Raw genomic sequence first — 17,101 nt, 5'->3', positions numbered from 1 at the left:
ATCACCGCGTAAAACGCCGGAAGTCTTCGCATCATGATACCACGCCTAGTTTCGGCGAAAGACAGTTCGCTACATCAGACCGGCGCCTTCACCCGTCGGCTGTCAGCACTCGGCTTTGGCGGCGACGTGGAGATGGACGACGGTGCCAGGACGGTCGCCTCGACCGACAATTCCATCTATCAGGTCAAGCCGACGGCAATCCTCTATCCGCGCGGCGCGGATGATCTGAAAATCATCGCCAAAGCCATATCCGAACCTGCCTTTTCCGATCTTGTCATCGCCCCGCGCGGCGGTGGCACCGGAACGAACGGTCAATCGCTAACCTCTGGGGTCGTCGTCGACTGCTCCAGGCACATGAACCGAATCCTGGAGATCGATCCGGTTCGAAAGATCGCCCGTGTCGAAGCTGGTGTCGTCAAGGATCAATTGAACAAGGCGCTGAAAACATACGGGTTGTTCTTCGCGCCTGAGCTTTCCACCTCCAACCGCGCCACTATCGGCGGCATGATCTCCACTGATGCCTGCGGCCAGGGCTCGTGTCTTTACGGCAAGACCAGCAACCACGTTCTCGGCCTTCGCGTGGTGCTTTCCGATGGCAGCGACTGGTGGTCGCGTCCGCTTGGCAATAGCGAGCTGGACGAGATCAAGGCGCGTGACGATCGGATCGGTGAGATTCATCGTGTCGTTGATGCGATCGCCCGGGACAAAAGCGAGCTGATCGCGGCGACCTTCCCCAAGCTCAACCGTTACATGACCGGCTACGATCTCGCCCATATCTGGCGCGATGACGGCCGCTTCGATCTCAATGCGATGCTGTGCGGTTCTGAAGGCACGCTGGCCATGATCGCCGAGGCCGAACTCAACGTGCTGCCGATCCCGGCGCGATCGGCCCTCATCAACATCCGCTACGATGATTTCAACACGGCGCTCGAAGATGCCAGGCGGCTAGTGGCATTGAAGGTGGCCTCGGTCGAAACGGTCGACGAGAAGGTGCTGGGTCTCGCCAAGGGCGATATCGTCTGGAGCGGCATCGCCTGCTTCTTCCCCGAGGATGCATCTGGCGCCGCCAACGGCATCAATATCGTCGAGGTGCTGGCCGACGATAGCGACGAGTTGGAACGCAAGCTGGCGGACGTGACCGCCGCCCTTGATGACGGCTCCTCAGCTCGCCATAAGGGCTATACGATCGCTCGCAAAAAGGCAGAGGTCGAGGCGATCTGGTCGATGCGCAAGCGCGCCGTCGGCCTGCTGGGCAATGTCGAGGGGCCGGTGCGGCCGGTGCCCTTTGTCGAGGACACCGCCGTTCCACCCGAACATCTGGCCGCCTATATAAGGGAATTCCGTGCCCTTCTCGATGCCGAGGGGCTGGATTACGGCATGTTCGGCCATGTCGATGCCGGCGTGCTGCATGTCCGCCCGGCGCTTGATCTTACCCGCACCGACCATCAGCCGCTCGTCCGCAAGATCAGCGACGGCGTCGTTGCCCTCACCCGCAAATATGGCGGGGTGCTCTGGGGCGAACATGGCAAGGGCGTTCGCTCGGAATATGTCCCTGAATATTTTGGCGAGCTTTATCCGAGCCTGCAGGACATTAAGCGCGCATTCGACCCCGGCGATCGCCTCAATCCCGGCAAGATCGCATCCGGCTCATCCCGCCCGTTGCTGAAGATCGACGAAGTGTCACTGCGCGGCGACTTCGATCGTATCATCGGCAATGATATCCGCGCCGCCTTCGACAATGCAGCCTATTGCAACGGTAACGGCGCCTGTTTCGATTTCGACGCGACAAGCCCGATGTGCCCCTCCTTCAAGGCGACGGGTGACCGGCGCTATTCGCCGAAGGGCCGCGCGGCGCTGATGCGCGAATGGCTGCGCCTGCTGGCGGAGCGGCAGGTCGATCCGCGACGTGAGGCGCAAGAGCTGCGCCGCGCCAATCCTTTCGGCAATCTCTTGCGGCGAGCGGTCAACTCGCTCAATCCGGCCAATCGCGACGACTTTTCCCATGAGGTGCGGGCGGCAATGGACACCTGCCTCGCCTGCAAGGCCTGCGCCGGCCAATGTCCCGTCAAGGTCAGCGTCCCAGCCTTCCGTTCGAAATTCCTGGAGCTCTATTACGGTCGATACCTTAGGCCGCTAAAGGACCCAATCGTCGCTGCTATCGAGACGACTCTGCCGCTGATGGCGCGCTTCAAGCCAGGCTACAATCTGCTCACCGGATCGGCCGCCGGCCAAGCCTTGATGCGGTTCGCTGGTCTCACCGCGCTTCCCGCCATGCCTGCAGTATCGCTCGAACGGGAAGCCGCTCGTCTCCGCGTGCAGGTTGCTACTCCGGAACTGTTGGGAAAGCTCTCCGCAGAGGAGCGAGTCCAGGCGGTCGTCATCGTTGCTGATGTCTTCTCCACCTATTTCGATCCAGCCGTCGTCATCGCAGCGCTCAAGCTCGCCCTGAAAATGGGTTTCAAGCCGTGGCTCGCCGGATCACAGAACAACGGCAAAGCCCTGTATGTGCATGGCTATCTCGGTCGCTTCGAGAAGGCGGCGGCGAAATCGCGAGATTATCTCGATTGCATCTCTCGGATGGGCATCCCACTTGTCGGCATCGACCCATCGATGACACTGACCTATCGCAGCGAATATGCCGCCCTGCCCTCAGCTAAGCTGCAGGCGTCGGTGCTGCTGCCTCAGGAGTGGCTCGCCGCAAACCTCGACCGATTGCCGCCGGCGCAGACTTCACTGCAAGAGCGTTTCACGCTGCTTGCCCATTGCACGGAGAAAACGAACGCTCCTGCTGCCCTCAAGCAATGGTCCGTGCTCTTCGGGAAGTTGGGAATCAAGCTCGATATGGCCGAGGTCGGCTGCTGCGGCATGGCCGGCACCTTCGGGCATGAAGTGCGCAATCGCGCCATCTCGGAAAAGCTTTACGCGATGAGTTGGCAGGACAGGATCGCCGAGAACGGCAATCGGGCCGTCGTCATGGCGACTGGATTTTCTTGTCGTTCGCAGGTCGCCAAAATTGATCATCAAGCCATCCCGCATCCCGTCGAGATCCTCGAACGACTGATCGGTTAGTCTCAGCAGCGCCGTTTCCAAGGGCCAAACGCATGTGGCGCCCGAAGGCGCCACATTTCAAAACAGCAATAGGAATAGCCGCTTAGACGGCTTCTTTCATCCTGATTTTCTCAAGGCTGTAAACCTGTCCGAAGCGATTGGCGAGGAAATCGCCGAGATCGATTTCTTCCTGGCAAACGAAGCCCTTGGAGGGCAGCTTGCCTTGAGCGAGAAGATCAAGCACGGTGGTAATGCCGGCGGCCGTGGTGATCTGGATGGCGCTCATCTTCTTGCCGGCAACAATGCCTGCATAGACCTTGTTGGCATAGGTTTCCTGCATGTAGCGGCCCTCGCGCCAACCGCAGACGGTGACGAAAACGACGACCACGTCCTGCATGGTGGCGGGCAGCGCATTTTCGAAGAGATCCTTCAGCACATCGCGACGGTTCTTGAGGTTGAGGTCGTTGAGCAGCGCCTTGATGATGGCCTGATGGCCGGGATAGCGGATGGTGCGGTAGTTCATCGTCCGCACGCGGCCAGCAAGCGTCTTGGCGAGCGTGCCGAGGCCACCTGACGTGTTGAAGGCTTCATAGGTGACACCGTCGAGCGAGAATTCCTCACGCTCTTCCATCGCCGGAACGGTGACGAGCTTGCCTTCGACGATCGCTTCGCAGGGCTCGATATATTCGTTGATGAGGCCGTCCGTGCTCCAGGTTAGATTGTAGTTCAGAGCATTGGAGGGATATTGCGGCAGCGCGCCGACGCGCATGCGCACGCTGTCGAGGCTGTCGAACCGCTTGGCGAGATCGTTGGCGACGATCGAGATGAAGCCCGGCGCAAGTCCGCATTGCGGGATGAAGGCGGTGTTTGCTCCCTGAGCCAGTTCCTCGACCTTCTTGGTCGTCGCGACGTCTTCGGTGAGGTCGAGATAATGGACGCCGGCTTCAAGTGCCGCTTCCGCGACGAAGCCGGTGAGATGGAACGGTGCTGCCGACAGGACGGCGAACTTGCCCTTCAGAATGCCGACGAGCCCGGCGCGGTCGGCAATATCGACGGCGGCGGTGGAAATCGCAGGGTGACGATCGATCTTGTCGAGCTGCTCCTGGCTGCGGTCGGCGACGACGACCTTGTAGTCGCCCGTTTCGGCCAGCATCAGAGCGATCGCCCCACCGATCTTGCCTGCACCGATGACCACTATGTCTTTCATATGACTCCCCTGCATTTCATTGATAAGATTTTTATAAGTGTAGGTAGGAGTTGAACGATTCATAGCGACGAAAAATGCATTTCGTTGTACAAAACTATACAAATTGACGAATAGAATTTACAAAATGCAGGAAACACCATGCAGGTCACCGATAAGGACCGCGAACTGATCGCCTTGCTCGGCCAGAATGCCCGAATGCCTGTTGCGACACTCGCTAAAAAGCTGTCGCTGTCGCGCACCACCGTTCAGGCGAGACTCGAGCGGCTGGAGCGGGAGGGCGTGATTGCGGGCTATGGCGTGCGGCTGTCCGAGACCTATCTGTCCGGCCTTATTCGGGCGCATGTGCTGATCACGATCGCGCCGAAGGCATTGTCAGCCGTGACCGCCTCGCTGAATGCTATCCCCGAGGTAACGACGCTCCATTCCGTCAGCGGCACATTCGATCTGATCGCCATCATCGCAGCACCCTCGATCTCCGAACTGGATCAGCTGATCGACGGCATCGGCACAATCGATGGCGTCGAACGCACATTGTCGTCCATCATCCTTTCGACGCGAATCTCGCGCTAAAAACAAGGTTCAGCCAAGCGCCGGCTCCATCTCGGGCGTGGTGGACAAGACCGCTTCCTTCAAAGCCTGCGAATAGGGATGCTGCGGATTGTCGAGAACGGCACGCGCCCCGCCCTGCTCGACGATCTCGCCCTTCTTCATGATGATGATGCGATCACTGATGTAATAGGCAGTCGCCAGATCATGGGTGATGTAGATGATCGACAGCCCTAGCTCCTTCTTCAGCTGACCGAAAAGATTGACGATCGCCATTCTCAGCGAAGCATCGACCATTGAAACCGGCTCATCGGCCACCAGCAGGCGGGGCTGCGGTATGAGCGCGCGGGCAATGGCGGTGCGCTGCAGCTGGCCGCCCGAAAGCTCATGCGGAAACCGTCCCTTCACCTCGGCAAGTGTCAGTCCGATATGGGCAAGCGCCTCATCGGCAATACGCTCGACATCGGCTCGGCTTGGCTTTGGACCCATCGGCGCGAAATTCCTTGCCGTTTCAAAAAGATATCGATCAACCCTCTTGAGTGGGTTGAACGCTTCGAACGGATTCTGAAGGACCGGCTGCACCTCCCGCATGAAGGCGCGCCGCTCGGACCGGCCATGAACGGCGACGGCTCTGCCGCGAAAATTCAGGCTGCCGGATGTCGGCGCCGTCTGGCCGAGGATCATCGACGCGATGGTGGATTTGCCAGAGCCCGACTCGCCGACGATCGAAAGGATTTCCGGCTCCTCTCCGAGGCTCAGACTGACATCGCGAACCGCCGTGATATGACGACGGCTGAGCATGCCCCCTTGGCGATAGATCTTGCTGACATGCGAGAGTGAAAGAAGATCGCTCATCGCGCCCCTCCCGTTACTGCGAAGCAGGCGACGCGCCGGTCCGGCTCGACGTTCACCATAGGCGGCACTTCGCGGCTGCAAATGTCCATGCGCTTCGGGCAGCGCGGATGAAAACGGCATCCCTCCGGCGGCATGGCCAGATTGGGCGGCCTGCCCTCGAGCGAGGGGCGCGTCGAGGCATCGCCGATCCGCGGCAGGCTTGCGACCAGATGCTGCGTATAAGGATGAAGCGGCAGGTGAAAAAGCTTCCGCGTCGGCGCCTCCTCCACCAGCCGGCCGGCATAGACGATGCCGATACGATCGGAGACAGCGGCGTGAACGCCCATATCGTGGGTCACGAACAGGAAGGACGAGCCCATCTCGCGCTGTATCTCCCGGATCATCTGCAGCACGTCGCGCTGGACGATGACATCGAGCGCGGTCGTCGGCTCATCGGCGATAATGAACTCCGGCGTCAGGATGGTCGCCAGCGCGATCGTCATGCGCTGACGCATGCCGCCCGACAATTCGTGCGGATAGGCATCAAGAAGATTCGCATCGAGCTTCAGCCGCTGAAGGTGAGCGCCAACCCGATCGAAGAAGGTGGCGCGATCGGCCTTCATATGGCGGAAGGCGAAATCCGTGAACGAATGCCGGATACGGCGCACCGGATTGAGCACATTCATCGATCCCTGCATGACATAGGAGAGATGCCGCCAGCGAAGCGATGACCGCTGCTCTGCCGTCATGGCGTAGATATCCTGCGTCCCATTGTTGAAATGGAATTTGACGGCACCGGAGACGACGCGCAGCGGCGGCCGGATGGCGCCGGCGATCGTCTTGATCAGCGTCGTCTTGCCGCTGCTCGATTCACCTGCAACGCCATAGATCTCGCCGCGGCCGATCGACAGGCTGACATCGTCAACCGCCCGCACTTCACGATCGACGCCGTAAAGAAAGGCCCGGTAATAGGCCTTGAGGTTGTTGACCTCGACGACAGCCTCCATGCCTCAGCCTCCCATCCGGTTCAAACGACTGCGGGGGTCGTTATATTCATTCATCGACATCGACAGCAGGAAGAGCGCCATGAACAGCACCACGATGGCGGCAACCGGCGCTGCAACCCACCACCATGTTCCGGCGATCAGCGCCGAATGCGCATTGGCCCAGTAGATCATCATGCCCATGGTCGGCGTCTCGATATCGGTAAAGCCGAGCACCGCAAGCGTAATCTCCATGCCGATCGACCAGATCATATTGTTCATCGTGGTGGCGAAGACGATCGGCAGTACATAGGGCAGATGCTCCTCGACGAGGATCTTGCGCATGCTCATGCCGGAATAGACGCTCTGCGTGGTGAAAGGCCGCGTCTTCAGGCTGATCGCCACCGAGCGGATCAGGCGCGCGTCGTACGACCAGCCGAGCGAGGCCATGACGATGATGAGCACCGTCCAGGTCATTTCATCCTTGAGTACGAAGTAGAACAGGATCAGCAGCGGAAACTGCGGAATGACCATGATGCTGTCATTGATCGCCATCAGCACGCGATCGACGGCACCTCCGGCATAGCCGGCCACCAGCCCCACGACAAGCGAGATGATGCGCGAGAGAATTGCGACGCCGATGCCGAAATAGAGTGTGTTGCGGAGCGCTGTCGTCAGCTGCCAGAAAACATCCTGGCCGCGCGATGTCGTGCCCAGCCAGTATTGCCCATCCGGCGGCATGTCGGGCGGCAGCAGATAAAGATCGGCCGGGCCATAGGGCGAGAAATAGGACAGGATCACCAGCCCGACGATGACGGCAAGCAGCAGAAGGCCGCAAAGGAATTCCATATTCTGGCGTGCGAGGTCGCGAACGATCGTCAGCATGGCCTACTCCACCTTGATGCGCGGGTCGATCAGCGGACCCAATATGTCGATGATGAAGACGGCCGCGGCGACGCCGACGATCGACAGTGCGCTAAGCCCGAGGACGAGACTGTAATCGCCCGCGTGCACGGCCGAAATCAGGAGATTGCCGATACCGGGATAGCCAAAGACGATTTCGGTGATGACCGTGCCGTTGAAGACGGCGCCAAGGGACATGGCAAGGCCGGTAAATTGCGGCACCATGGCATTGCGGGCGATGTAGGAGCGCAGGATCTTGCGCTTCGGCACGCCGCCGAGCTCGGCGAAAACAACATAATCCTCGGTGATGATATTGGAGACGAGCGCCCGCATGCCGATCAGCCAACCGCCTGTCCCGACAAGGATCAGCGACAGCGCCGGCAGGATGGAGTGGCGGAGAATATCGAGCACCAGCGTAAAGGACAGCTGCAGGTTGGTGTTCATCTCATAGCCGCCATTGATGGGCAGAATCGGCCAGACATAGCCGAAGAGAATGATGAGAACGAAGGCGAGGATGTAATAAGGGATCGGCTGCATGGCGATGAAAACCAGGCTGACGGCCTTCAGCACCGAGCTCTTGCGATAATATCCTGCGAGCGCGCCGATCATGTTGCCGAGAATGAAGGTGAGGATGACGGAAACCGTCATCAGACCAATCGTCCAGGGCAGCGCCCTCGCGATGATGGCGGAAACCGGCGTAGGGAATGCCGACAGCGACGGCCCGAGATCACCGGTCGCAAGACGCCCCCAGAAATGTAGATATTGCTGCCAGATAGAGCCCTCGAGGCCATAGAGCTCACGTAACGACTGACGCATCAACTCGACAGCGCGGGGATCGGATTGGCCCATCTGCTGGATGGTCCCGATGCTTTCCTCGACAGGATCGATCGGCGTCATGTGAGTGATGAAGAACGTCGCGGAAATGCCGAGGAAGACAACGAGCAGGAATTGGCCAAATCGTCTCAATACGAAAACTGGATAGGACGTCATGCCGCCGTCTTCCTCGCTGCTTGCGCTTCATCATCAATTCAAAAGATTCGCCGGACGTGCCTAGTGTCCGGCGAAAGGTGCCTGATGCGGCGATTGCCGCATCAGGGTCGGGAGAAATCAGGGCTGTGCCGGCTTCAGCTTGACCATCATCAACCGGGAGTTCGCCCAATTGGGAACGGGGTCCGTATAGGGGTCGGCAATGGTCGGATAGCCTTTCCAATAGGTGGTATCCATCGAAGTGAAGACGTTATAGGACATCAGCGGAATGGTCGGCATCTGCTGGGCGACCAGCTTCAGATAGTCCTTGCCAAGTTCGATGCCCTTCGGATCATCGGCGCTGATGCGGCGGATGTTTTCGATGATCTTGTCGAGATCCGGATTGGACCAGCGCTGCCAATTGCGCGGCGCCTGGTTCTCACCCTTCTTGGCGACAAACTGCGAATGCCAGCTGTCGAGGAAGAAGGACAGATCGGGATCGCCGCCCCAGGTCTCGACACTCCACGCAATCGCGACCTGATAGTTGCCGGGCTGCAATCCCGCCTGCCAGACGCTGGTGGATGGAGCAGCTTTGGAATCGATCCCGAAGGCTGCCCATTGCTGAGCGATGAGAGTGCCCGCACGGGTAAAGACGGAGCGAGTGTCGCCTTCGACCGTCAGACGGATCTTGAACGGCTGCCCGTCAGGCGTCATCCATTTGCCGCCGACCTTCTTGAAGCCGGCCTTTTCCAATAGCTCGCCGGCGGCCTGCGGATCGGGCTTCCACCAGCCATAGCCGAAGGCACTGCTGATCGCGGCCGGATCGGTCGGGATCTGATCCTTGTATTTCGGCTGCTTGCGCAGGATATCGGCAATCTGCTGACCGATCGTCGGATCGTATGGCTTGATCTTGCGCTTGCCGGTATCGATCTCGAAATTCTTCAGCCAATCCTGCATCGGCGCCTGATAATCCGTCATGGCGACCGCCGTCGGCGGAACGCCGAGTGCGGAGAGCGTGGCGGCGCCGCGATAGCTCGCCATATCGACGGCCTTGATATCGATGAGCAATGCAAGAGCCCAACGGACATCGGGATTCTGGAACAGCGGGTCCTGATTGTTGAAGATCACGGCGGGCAGCGTCGGATCCGGATGCGCGAAGGGGAATCCTGGGAACCAGCTTTCGACGGTCTTCGACTTTTCCTTCAGCGTGAACATGCCTTCCGGCGTATTGTCGTGAATGATATCGAGATTGTGCTCGAGCTGCGCGATCGTGCGCTTATCCGGCGGGCCTGGATCGACATAGGTGACATATTTCGGGGCCGGCTCACCGAAACGGCCAAGCGATGTGCGCTGCCAGTCGTCGCGCTTCTCCCAGGTGTACCATTTGCCCTGCGGATCGTAGGCCTTTAGCTTATAGGCGCCGAGCGAGACGGGATTGGCATTATCATAACGAACGGGATCGGCGACCTTCTCGAAGACATGCTTGGGCATGATCCACGCGCCGTTCCAGCGAACAGTGAAGATGGCGTGGAAACGCGAATTCGGCTTCTTCAGCTTGAAGACGACCGTATAGGGATCCGGCGCCTCGACGCTGGCAACCTGAACCGAGAAGGCCGCGCTCCAGTTCATGCCCGGATGGTCCATCTGGGTCTTGACGGTGTAGACAACGTCATCGGCGGTGAATTCGACGCCGTCACTCCAATAGAGGCCCTTGCGCAGTTTCACCGTCATCTGGGTGAAATCGTCATTATATTGCGGCTTGTCGGAAGCAAGCGAGTTGTCCCAGGCCGAGCCGCCCAGACCTTTCTCCGGATCGATGTACCAGAGCGTGTCCATCGTCAGCTGCTGAAGGCCAGTCGAAACACCGCCGCCACCATTGACCCAGATGTTGAACCAGCCTGGATTCTTGATCGTTCCTTCAGGGTTTTCGACGATCAAGGTCTCCTTGCGGGGCAAAGAGGTATAGTCCTGAGCCTTGGCCGCAGCGATGAGGCCGAACGTGGCCAGCGCGGCGCCGAAGGCAAGCTTCTTCCACTGCTTCATGATCTCCTCCCATTTTTATCGACTGCGCGGACGCTCAAGCGATAGTGAGCAGACCGCGATTTCACCCTTTTTCCCGGCCGGCGGCACAAAGTGGCGTGCGGCTGTCCGGGCCTGCAATGGGTCCTCAGCCGCCTCCTCGCGACCATCAGACCGTTTTCAGTGCCGGGTGCATTCGCCCCGGCCACAAGGTGTCAGACTGCCAGTCGGATCACCGTGTAGGATAGCGGCTTCAGTGTCGCGCGAAGCCGTCCATCCTCGATCTTGGCGTCGCCCGTATTGGTTGGGACGACTGCGTTCGGATGCGCTGCCGTGTTGGTCGCCTGCAAATCGCTGTGAACCATTTCATGCTGTTCGACGACACGGGCTCCGGCAAAGCCTTCGAGGCGCGTATCTAGATCGAGCGCGATGTCGGGATGGCGGTTGACGGCAAAGAGCGTAACCATCTTTCCGATCTCGTCGTGAACGGCCGACACATCGAGATAGGGCACGTCGTCGGCCTCGTCGCTGTCATAGGTCGGGCCGTCGGTGACCAGGCGCAGCGCGTAGCCGCGGCCATATTTCGAGGCGAAATAGAGCGGATAGTAAATCGTCTGCCGCCATGCCGGGCCTCCGTCCTCCGTCATAATTGGCGCGATGACGTTGACGAGCTGGGCAATACAGGCAATGCGCACGCGGTCGGAACGGCGAATGAAGGTGTTGAGAATGCCGCCGACCTGCAGCACGTCCTCGAAATTATAGACATCCTCAAGCAGATGCGGCGCATCCGGCCATTCGTCGCGCGCAAGGATCTCCTTGTCCTGCTGGTTGGAGTGATACCAGACGTTCCATTCGTCGAAGGAAATGCCGATCGTCTTCTTCGAGCGCTTCTTAGCCTTGATATAGTCGATGACGCCGCCGATGGTGACGATATAGCGATCGAGTTTCTCGGCTTTGGCGAGATAGTTCAGCGTATTCTTCTCGCGATTGGCGAAATACATGTGCAGCGAGATATGATCAGCGCTGTCGTAGCACTGCTCCAGAACCTGGGCTTCCCAATCGGGGTAAGTCTTCATGTCCGAGTTGGACGAGCCGCAGACCACCAGTTCAAGCGATTTATCGAAGCCGCGCATGGCCTTGGCGGTCTCGTCGGCCAGGCGGCCATATTCGTAGGCAGACTTGTGACCGACCTGCCAGGGACCATCCATCTCATTGCCCAGGCACCAGAGCTTCACTCCATGCGGATCAGCCCAGCCGTGCTTGCGCCGCAAGTCCGACCAGTATGTGCCGCTCGGATGATTGCAATATTCAAGGAAGTTTCGTGCCGCATCCAGCCCGCGCGAGCCGAGATTGACGGCAAGCATCGGCTTGGTATTGGCCTTCTTGCACCAATCCACGAATTCATTGACGCCGATCTGGTTGCTCTCGCGCGTCCGCCAGGCAAGATCGAGGCGCACCGGCCGCTCAGAACGGGGCCCAACGCCATCTTCCCAATTATAGGCTGAGACGAAATTACCCCCCGGATAACGGCAGTAGGGCGAGTTGAGCTCGCGCACCAGCTCAATCACATCCTTACGGAAACCGTTCTCATCGGCAGTCGGGTGGCCCGGCTCGTAGATGCCGCCATAGATCGCCCGACCCAGATGCTCCAGAAAAGAGCTGTAGAGCCGATCATCGATGTCGGCAATTCGGAAATCACGATGGACGATCACATGCGCCTTCACGGCCTTCCTCCCATATATATCAGATATTTCGTTCTTATACCTTGATCTTGATACACTTTTGAAAGGCCGTCAACGCACTCACGGAGGAAAATATCGCAGAAACCACAGGAGCGGCACGCACGGAATGACAAAACTCTCCGTGAAATCAGTGATTTATGAAAAATATGACTTATCGGAATTCAACTCCGACAATATGCTATGTATCATAAATTACGATACTATTGCGCCAAATCGATGCGCATGAGGATATCGCGGCCATAATTGCCGAAGCCGCGGCCGAAGATATTGATGCCACCGGTGTTGCGCGCATCGTCGGCGATACCGATCCGCAGACGGATCGAGGAATGCTGACTGATGGCAAGGTCATCGATCGTTACATCGGAAGAGGCGACCCCGTCGATGAACGTGCCCTTCTTGGAGATTCGCCAGGTCTTGAGCTTGCCGTATTGAGAACCTTCCAGCTTCCACCAGCTTGGCGTGAAGGCCCCGCGCTTGTCGCCGTAATCGCCGGGAGAGGTCCATGTGCCAACGGCAACGCCGTTGATCCAGACAGTGATGTCGGACGGCCAATCCGGATTGGTGCCGGGCACTTCGGATGAGAGCTCCATCGAGAATTCGATGGCGTTGACGTTTCGATTCAAGATCTTGGCATTGTTGGGGAATTTATATTCGACATGGCCGCGGCCGAACCAGAGAAGACCGGCCTGCATGCGTTGTGGGTCGAGGAAATAATCGGGAACATCGAGTAGGCCGATGACGCCCTCGGTGGAGCACAGGCCACAAGGCGCATGCGTCTCGCAGCTCGTGTAGAGACCGATTGGCATGGCAACTTCGATCACGTCCTCATCATGCTTGAAGGCCTGGTCCTCGAAGCTCAACAGGATTTCGTCGTAAAGCGCGGTGCAGATCTTTTGGTAGCCTTTTCGCGCTTTCGCAGCCTTGGTTTCGACAAGACCGGCCTCCTCCAGGATCATGATGCCCGTCGCGACAGTCGATTGCGGCAGATCCAGTTCCCGGGCGATCTCGTTGACATTCAGTGAGCCTCGGGCGCAAAGCAGCTTCAGCATGTCGACGCGCGCTGGCGCCGAAAGCGCCCTGAAGACTGCAGCGTTCTCACCCGCATAAATTGTCAGAAAGCCGCGCTTCATTGAATCCTGAATTCCCCATCAATAGATCTCATTTATATCAGGATTTTTGATTTCACAAGAGATATCAGTTCGAAAGCCCTGACTGGCGCCTTCTCCGCGGAATGAGAAGACGCCAATCCGCTTGTCCGCTACACAACCCGCTGCAACGAAATCGCCGGTAGATCCTCGGACGCCGCCGGCCTCACCGGCAAGTCTCTATTCGCTTCAACGCGGCTGTAATGCCGGAAAGAGAGTAGGAATAGCTCGTCTCAGTGCCTCGTTTCGAGGTTGCCTGCAGCTGCAGCTGCGCGCCGCCTTTCATGGCGTTGACCATGGTCGGCTCCTGCGCCTCGTTCCTTACCCAGCCGTGCCGGTCTTTCGTAAACATCGGGAATGTCTTATCGCCAACCGTCGCCGTCATCTGCGCCCCGTCTTTCAGGTCATAGCCCATTGCCGCCTCCGGAACCAGTTTGTCACCGGGAGACAGGCGCGAGACGATGAAGAAATTGTCGCCGTGGTCGACGCTGGCGGGCTGCTGCGCAACCGGTCTCGATAAAACATAGCAACTGACGCTGTCGCCGGACTTATAAGAATACGCGCCCCAATGATCGAATTGATCGATACGGACGGGCACTTCCGCATGCGCGATACCGGCGCTGAATGCGACGAGGACCAGAGCCGGGGCGAAATTTCTTGCAAACATAGTTTCCTGCCATTTCTTGTTTCAAGGACATTGAAAGCGAGAGATGCACTCACACGCGCGGCAGTTTCGGTGCGGTGCGTTATCCGATTGTTAACGTCTTCGTTAAAATTTGTTCATGTTAGGAAGCGCGTAAGAAACCATATGTGGGAAGAACGCAACCTCGTCGGCATTGACGATCAGTTCACAGTTTGCGCTGTTCCATCCGCTGCATCCATGCACATATAGCCGCCTGAACCTTCGGCTTTTGCAAGCCATGCCATGAAGACGCAAGCAAGCGGCGCCTTTGACGCGCCGGTTTCTGCATGGACATGCGTGATGCAAAAGCAGGCCGTGCTAACCGGATATAATAGGATTGTACCATGAAGAAGATCGGTTTCCTTTCATTCGGCCACTGGACGCCGTCGCCGCAATCGCAGACGCGCTCGGCAGCCGACACGCTGCTACAGTCGATTGATCTCGCCGTCGCGGCGGAACAGCTGGGAGCGGACGGCGCTTATTTTCGCGTGCATCATTTCGCTCGCCAGCTCGCATCGCCCTTCCCGCTGCTGGCGGCTGTCGGCGCCAAGACCAGCCGCATCGAAACCGGCACCGCCGTCATCGACATGCGCTATGAAAACCCGTTCTACATGGCCGAGGATGCGGGCGCTGCCGATCTTATCGCCGGCGGTCGGCTGCAGCTCGGCATCAGCCGCGGCTCGCCCGAACAGGTGATCGATGGATGGCGCCACTTCGGTTATGCGCCGATGGAGGGCGAGAGCGACGCCGACATGGGCCGCAGGCATACGGAAGTGCTGCTCGATCTGCTGCGCGGCGAGGGCTTCGCACAGCCCAATCCTCGGCCAATGTTCCCCAACCCGCCTGGCCTGCTGCGCCTCGAACCCTACTCCGAGGGTTTGCGCGAGCGGATCTGGTGGGGTGCCGGCTCTAATGCCACGGCCGTATGGGCCGCAAAGCTTGGCATGAACCTGCAGAGCTCGACGCTCAAAGACGATGAAAGCGGCCTGCCCTTCCACGTCCAGCAGGCCGATCAGATCAGGCTCTATCGCGAGGCCTGGAAAGAAGCCGGGCACAAGCGCGAGCCGCGGGTTTCGGTCAGCCGCAGCATCTTCGCGCTGGTCAACGATCTCGACCGAGCCTATTTCGGCCAGAGCGGCCAGGATGCAGACAAGATCGGCTTCATCGATGAAAAGACGCGCGCCATCTTCGGCCGCAGCTATGCCGCAGAGCCGGATGTGCTGATCGAACAGTTGGCAAAGGACGAAGCCATCGCCGCGGCAGACACGCTGCTCTTGACCGTGCCGAACCAGCTCGGGGTCGACTATAACGCCCATGTCATCGAGTCCATCCTGACCCATGTCGCGCCGGCATTAGGTTGGCGCTAGGACGGCTGCGAATGGCGAAGGTACGTCTGCCGACGGCGGGGTTGCGTGAGGCAGAAAATGGAAGAAACGAAATTGACCGCCCGCGAAAGCCAGCTTTCGCGGGCGGTCGTTTCAGATTTTACATCATGAGCGGCGCAGGGCTCCGCAGATCAAGCCAGGGCATTGTGACGCCGCAACAGATGAAGCGCTGCCAGCACCAGCAACGCCATCAGCGTGGCAAAGCCGACCAGAGGCCATGCACTATCGCCATCCAGCGCTGTGACGGCCAGAGTCCCGATGAGACTTACGATCAGACTCTGAATGCAGAAATAGAATGCCACGGCCGATCCGGCGATATCGCCGAACTCCGCCAGCGCCCCATTTGCCGTCACCGATCCCGCAAAGACGATGCCGACCGCCATGATCCGCATCGGAAGCACGAAGCTTGCAAAGGACGGCATCCCATAGAGCTGACCGAGACCAAGAGCTGCCGCACCGATCAGAAGCAGTCCCATACCCCGTGCAGCACAGCCCGCAACGCCCCATCTTTCCACAAACAATCGGGCAAAGCGCGCCGTGATAATCATCACGACGGCGACCGTCGCAAATGCGATGCTGAAACCGAGCTCGGAATAACCGGCCCGGCCGATCAGCACGCGCGGAGCGGTCGAGAAGAACACGAAGAATGTGCCCATGCCCGCGCTGAAGGCCAGTGTATAGGTCCAGAACGATCGGCTTTTAAAGATCGGCCATATGGAACGGCGTGGACCGGGGGCGCCCTCGGGGCACGTTTCATGCCATTTCACAACAGCATGGATACTTGCAAGAAGCGTCAGCATCGCGAGCACCATGAAGATGGCACGCCATCCGAACCGGTCGGCGATCATCGCACCGGCTATCGGTCCAAAGGCCGGCACGAAGGACAGAATCGAGCCGAATGTGGCATAGATAATGGCCTGTTCAGGACGATTGCCGTAGACATCCCGCACGGTCGCGAAGGTCGCGACCAAGGCTGCCGACGCGCCTATGGCCTGCAGCAGGCGGCATAGCACGAAGATAGGCGCACCCCATGAAAGGGCTGCTCCGAGAGAGGCGACGGCAAATAGAACGGCACCGGAAAGCAGGACCGGGCGGCGGCCGATGCGATCCGAAAGAGGGCCGAACACGACCTGTCCGAGACCCAGCATGATCATATAGAGGCTCAACGTCAGCTGGATCACCGCAGGCGTCGTGTTGAGAATACCGGGCATCGACGGCACGACAGGAAGGTAGATATCCATGGCCAGTGAAGCGAGGATATCAAAAGGCGCCATCAGCAGCAGTGCCGCCGGCAGCGAATAAGCCCAGGACGGGCGTATGTCAGACATGAGAAAATTCCGCTCGAAAGAGAGATCGGGCGGCGCCTGCCACTGGCATCAATGGGAATGAGTTCGACAGCACGCCGCAACAACAAAAAGCTGTTGCGGCTTATCTATCTGCTGACTTGGAGTTCCCCATGCCGATGGCCTCGTGGCGAGATACGTGATGACCACAGCGTATAGCAGATGACATCGGACCGGGCAATGATGTTGGGACGGGCATGGTCGCAACCACCACATGCAATGCGGCTAGCCGCGCACCGAAAATGAGGTGAAAATCTAATGAATTTTTAACCATGACTATGCCCTAACTGCTTGTAAT

The 17,101-nt window shown here is 58.9% G+C and carries 13 protein-coding genes; 3 read left to right on the top strand and 10 right to left on the bottom strand.

Going from position 1 to position 17,101, the window contains the following annotated elements; all coding sequences use genetic code 11:
* Positions 1-33 precede the first annotated feature (33 nt).
* Entirely contained in the window at positions 34-3,069 is a 3,036-nt protein-coding gene (gene ydiJ / locus FBZ99_RS17120; protein ID WP_145634100.1) for a D-2-hydroxyglutarate dehydrogenase YdiJ, read from the top strand.
* Positions 3,070-3,151: 82 nt separating this feature from the next.
* Here the strand turns inward: ydiJ and FBZ99_RS17115 are convergent, their stop codons facing one another.
* Positions 3,152-4,255 (bottom strand): saccharopine dehydrogenase family protein, encoded by a 1,104-nt coding sequence (locus FBZ99_RS17115; protein WP_113353694.1) that lies wholly within the window; start codon positions 4,253-4,255, stop codon positions 3,152-3,154.
* Positions 4,256-4,393: 138 nt separating this feature from the next.
* Between FBZ99_RS17115 and FBZ99_RS17110 the strand changes: the two genes are divergently transcribed.
* Positions 4,394-4,825: an Lrp/AsnC family transcriptional regulator gene (locus tag FBZ99_RS17110; RefSeq protein WP_041678395.1), complete on the top strand. Its 432-nt coding sequence runs from the start codon at positions 4,394-4,396 to the stop codon at positions 4,823-4,825.
* A gap of 9 nt (positions 4,826-4,834) precedes the next feature.
* Here FBZ99_RS17110 and FBZ99_RS17105 read toward each other — a convergent pair whose 3' ends face one another.
* The 8 genes from FBZ99_RS17105 to FBZ99_RS17070 form a co-directional block, all read right to left on the bottom strand.
* Positions 4,835-5,656: an ABC transporter ATP-binding protein gene (locus FBZ99_RS17105; RefSeq protein ID WP_113353693.1), complete on the bottom strand. Its 822-nt coding sequence runs from the start codon at positions 5,654-5,656 to the stop codon at positions 4,835-4,837.
* Positions 5,653-6,642: an ABC transporter ATP-binding protein gene (locus tag FBZ99_RS17100; protein ID WP_113353692.1), complete on the bottom strand. Its 990-nt coding sequence runs from the start codon at positions 6,640-6,642 to the stop codon at positions 5,653-5,655. Before FBZ99_RS17100 ends, FBZ99_RS17105 begins: the two co-directional genes overlap by 4 nt.
* Before the next feature lie 3 nt (positions 6,643-6,645).
* Entirely contained in the window at positions 6,646-7,503 is an 858-nt protein-coding gene (locus FBZ99_RS17095; RefSeq protein ID WP_113353691.1) for an ABC transporter permease, read from the bottom strand.
* Between the two features lie 3 nt (positions 7,504-7,506).
* Positions 7,507-8,511 carry an ABC transporter permease gene (locus FBZ99_RS17090; RefSeq protein WP_113390417.1) on the bottom strand — a complete coding sequence of 335 codons (1,005 nt, stop codon included), beginning with the start codon at positions 8,509-8,511 and terminating at the stop codon, positions 7,507-7,509.
* 117 nt (positions 8,512-8,628) lie between these two features.
* Positions 8,629-10,530, bottom strand: a complete 1,902-nt coding sequence (locus FBZ99_RS17085; protein ID WP_113353689.1) for an ABC transporter substrate-binding protein — start codon at positions 10,528-10,530, stop codon at positions 8,629-8,631.
* A 191-nt stretch (positions 10,531-10,721) separates the two neighbouring features.
* Positions 10,722-12,230: an arabinosylfuranosidase ArfA gene (gene arfA / locus FBZ99_RS17080; protein ID WP_113353688.1), complete on the bottom strand. Its 1,509-nt coding sequence runs from the start codon at positions 12,228-12,230 to the stop codon at positions 10,722-10,724.
* Positions 12,231-12,448: 218 nt separating this feature from the next.
* Positions 12,449-13,378 carry an ArsR/SmtB family transcription factor gene (locus tag FBZ99_RS17075; RefSeq protein ID WP_069614498.1) on the bottom strand — a complete coding sequence of 310 codons (930 nt, stop codon included), beginning with the start codon at positions 13,376-13,378 and terminating at the stop codon, positions 12,449-12,451.
* A 181-nt stretch (positions 13,379-13,559) separates the two neighbouring features.
* A complete protein-coding gene (locus tag FBZ99_RS17070) occupies positions 13,560-14,060 on the bottom strand; it encodes an invasion associated locus B family protein (RefSeq protein WP_113353687.1) in 501 nt (166 codons plus the stop codon).
* A 359-nt stretch (positions 14,061-14,419) separates the two neighbouring features.
* Here FBZ99_RS17070 and FBZ99_RS17065 point away from each other — a divergent pair, with 359 nt between their 5' ends.
* A complete protein-coding gene (locus FBZ99_RS17065; RefSeq protein ID WP_113333283.1) occupies positions 14,420-15,442 on the top strand; it encodes an LLM class flavin-dependent oxidoreductase in 1,023 nt (340 codons plus the stop codon).
* A gap of 149 nt (positions 15,443-15,591) precedes the next feature.
* Here the strand turns inward: FBZ99_RS17065 and cml are convergent, their stop codons facing one another.
* Complete coding sequence (gene cml / locus FBZ99_RS17060; protein WP_145634098.1) at positions 15,592-16,788, bottom strand: CmlA/FloR family chloramphenicol efflux MFS transporter; 1,197 nt, start codon at positions 16,786-16,788, stop codon at positions 15,592-15,594.
* Between the last annotated feature and the right edge of the window lie 313 nt (positions 16,789-17,101).

It is taken from the genome of Rhizobium sp. ERR 1071 (genome assembly GCF_007828675.1).
In the GTDB taxonomy this organism is placed as follows: Bacteria; Pseudomonadota; Alphaproteobacteria; order Rhizobiales; family Rhizobiaceae; genus Rhizobium; species Rhizobium dioscoreae.
The sequence above is the reverse complement of the archived record's forward strand: the minus strand, read 5'-3'. Positions and strand labels throughout refer to the sequence as shown.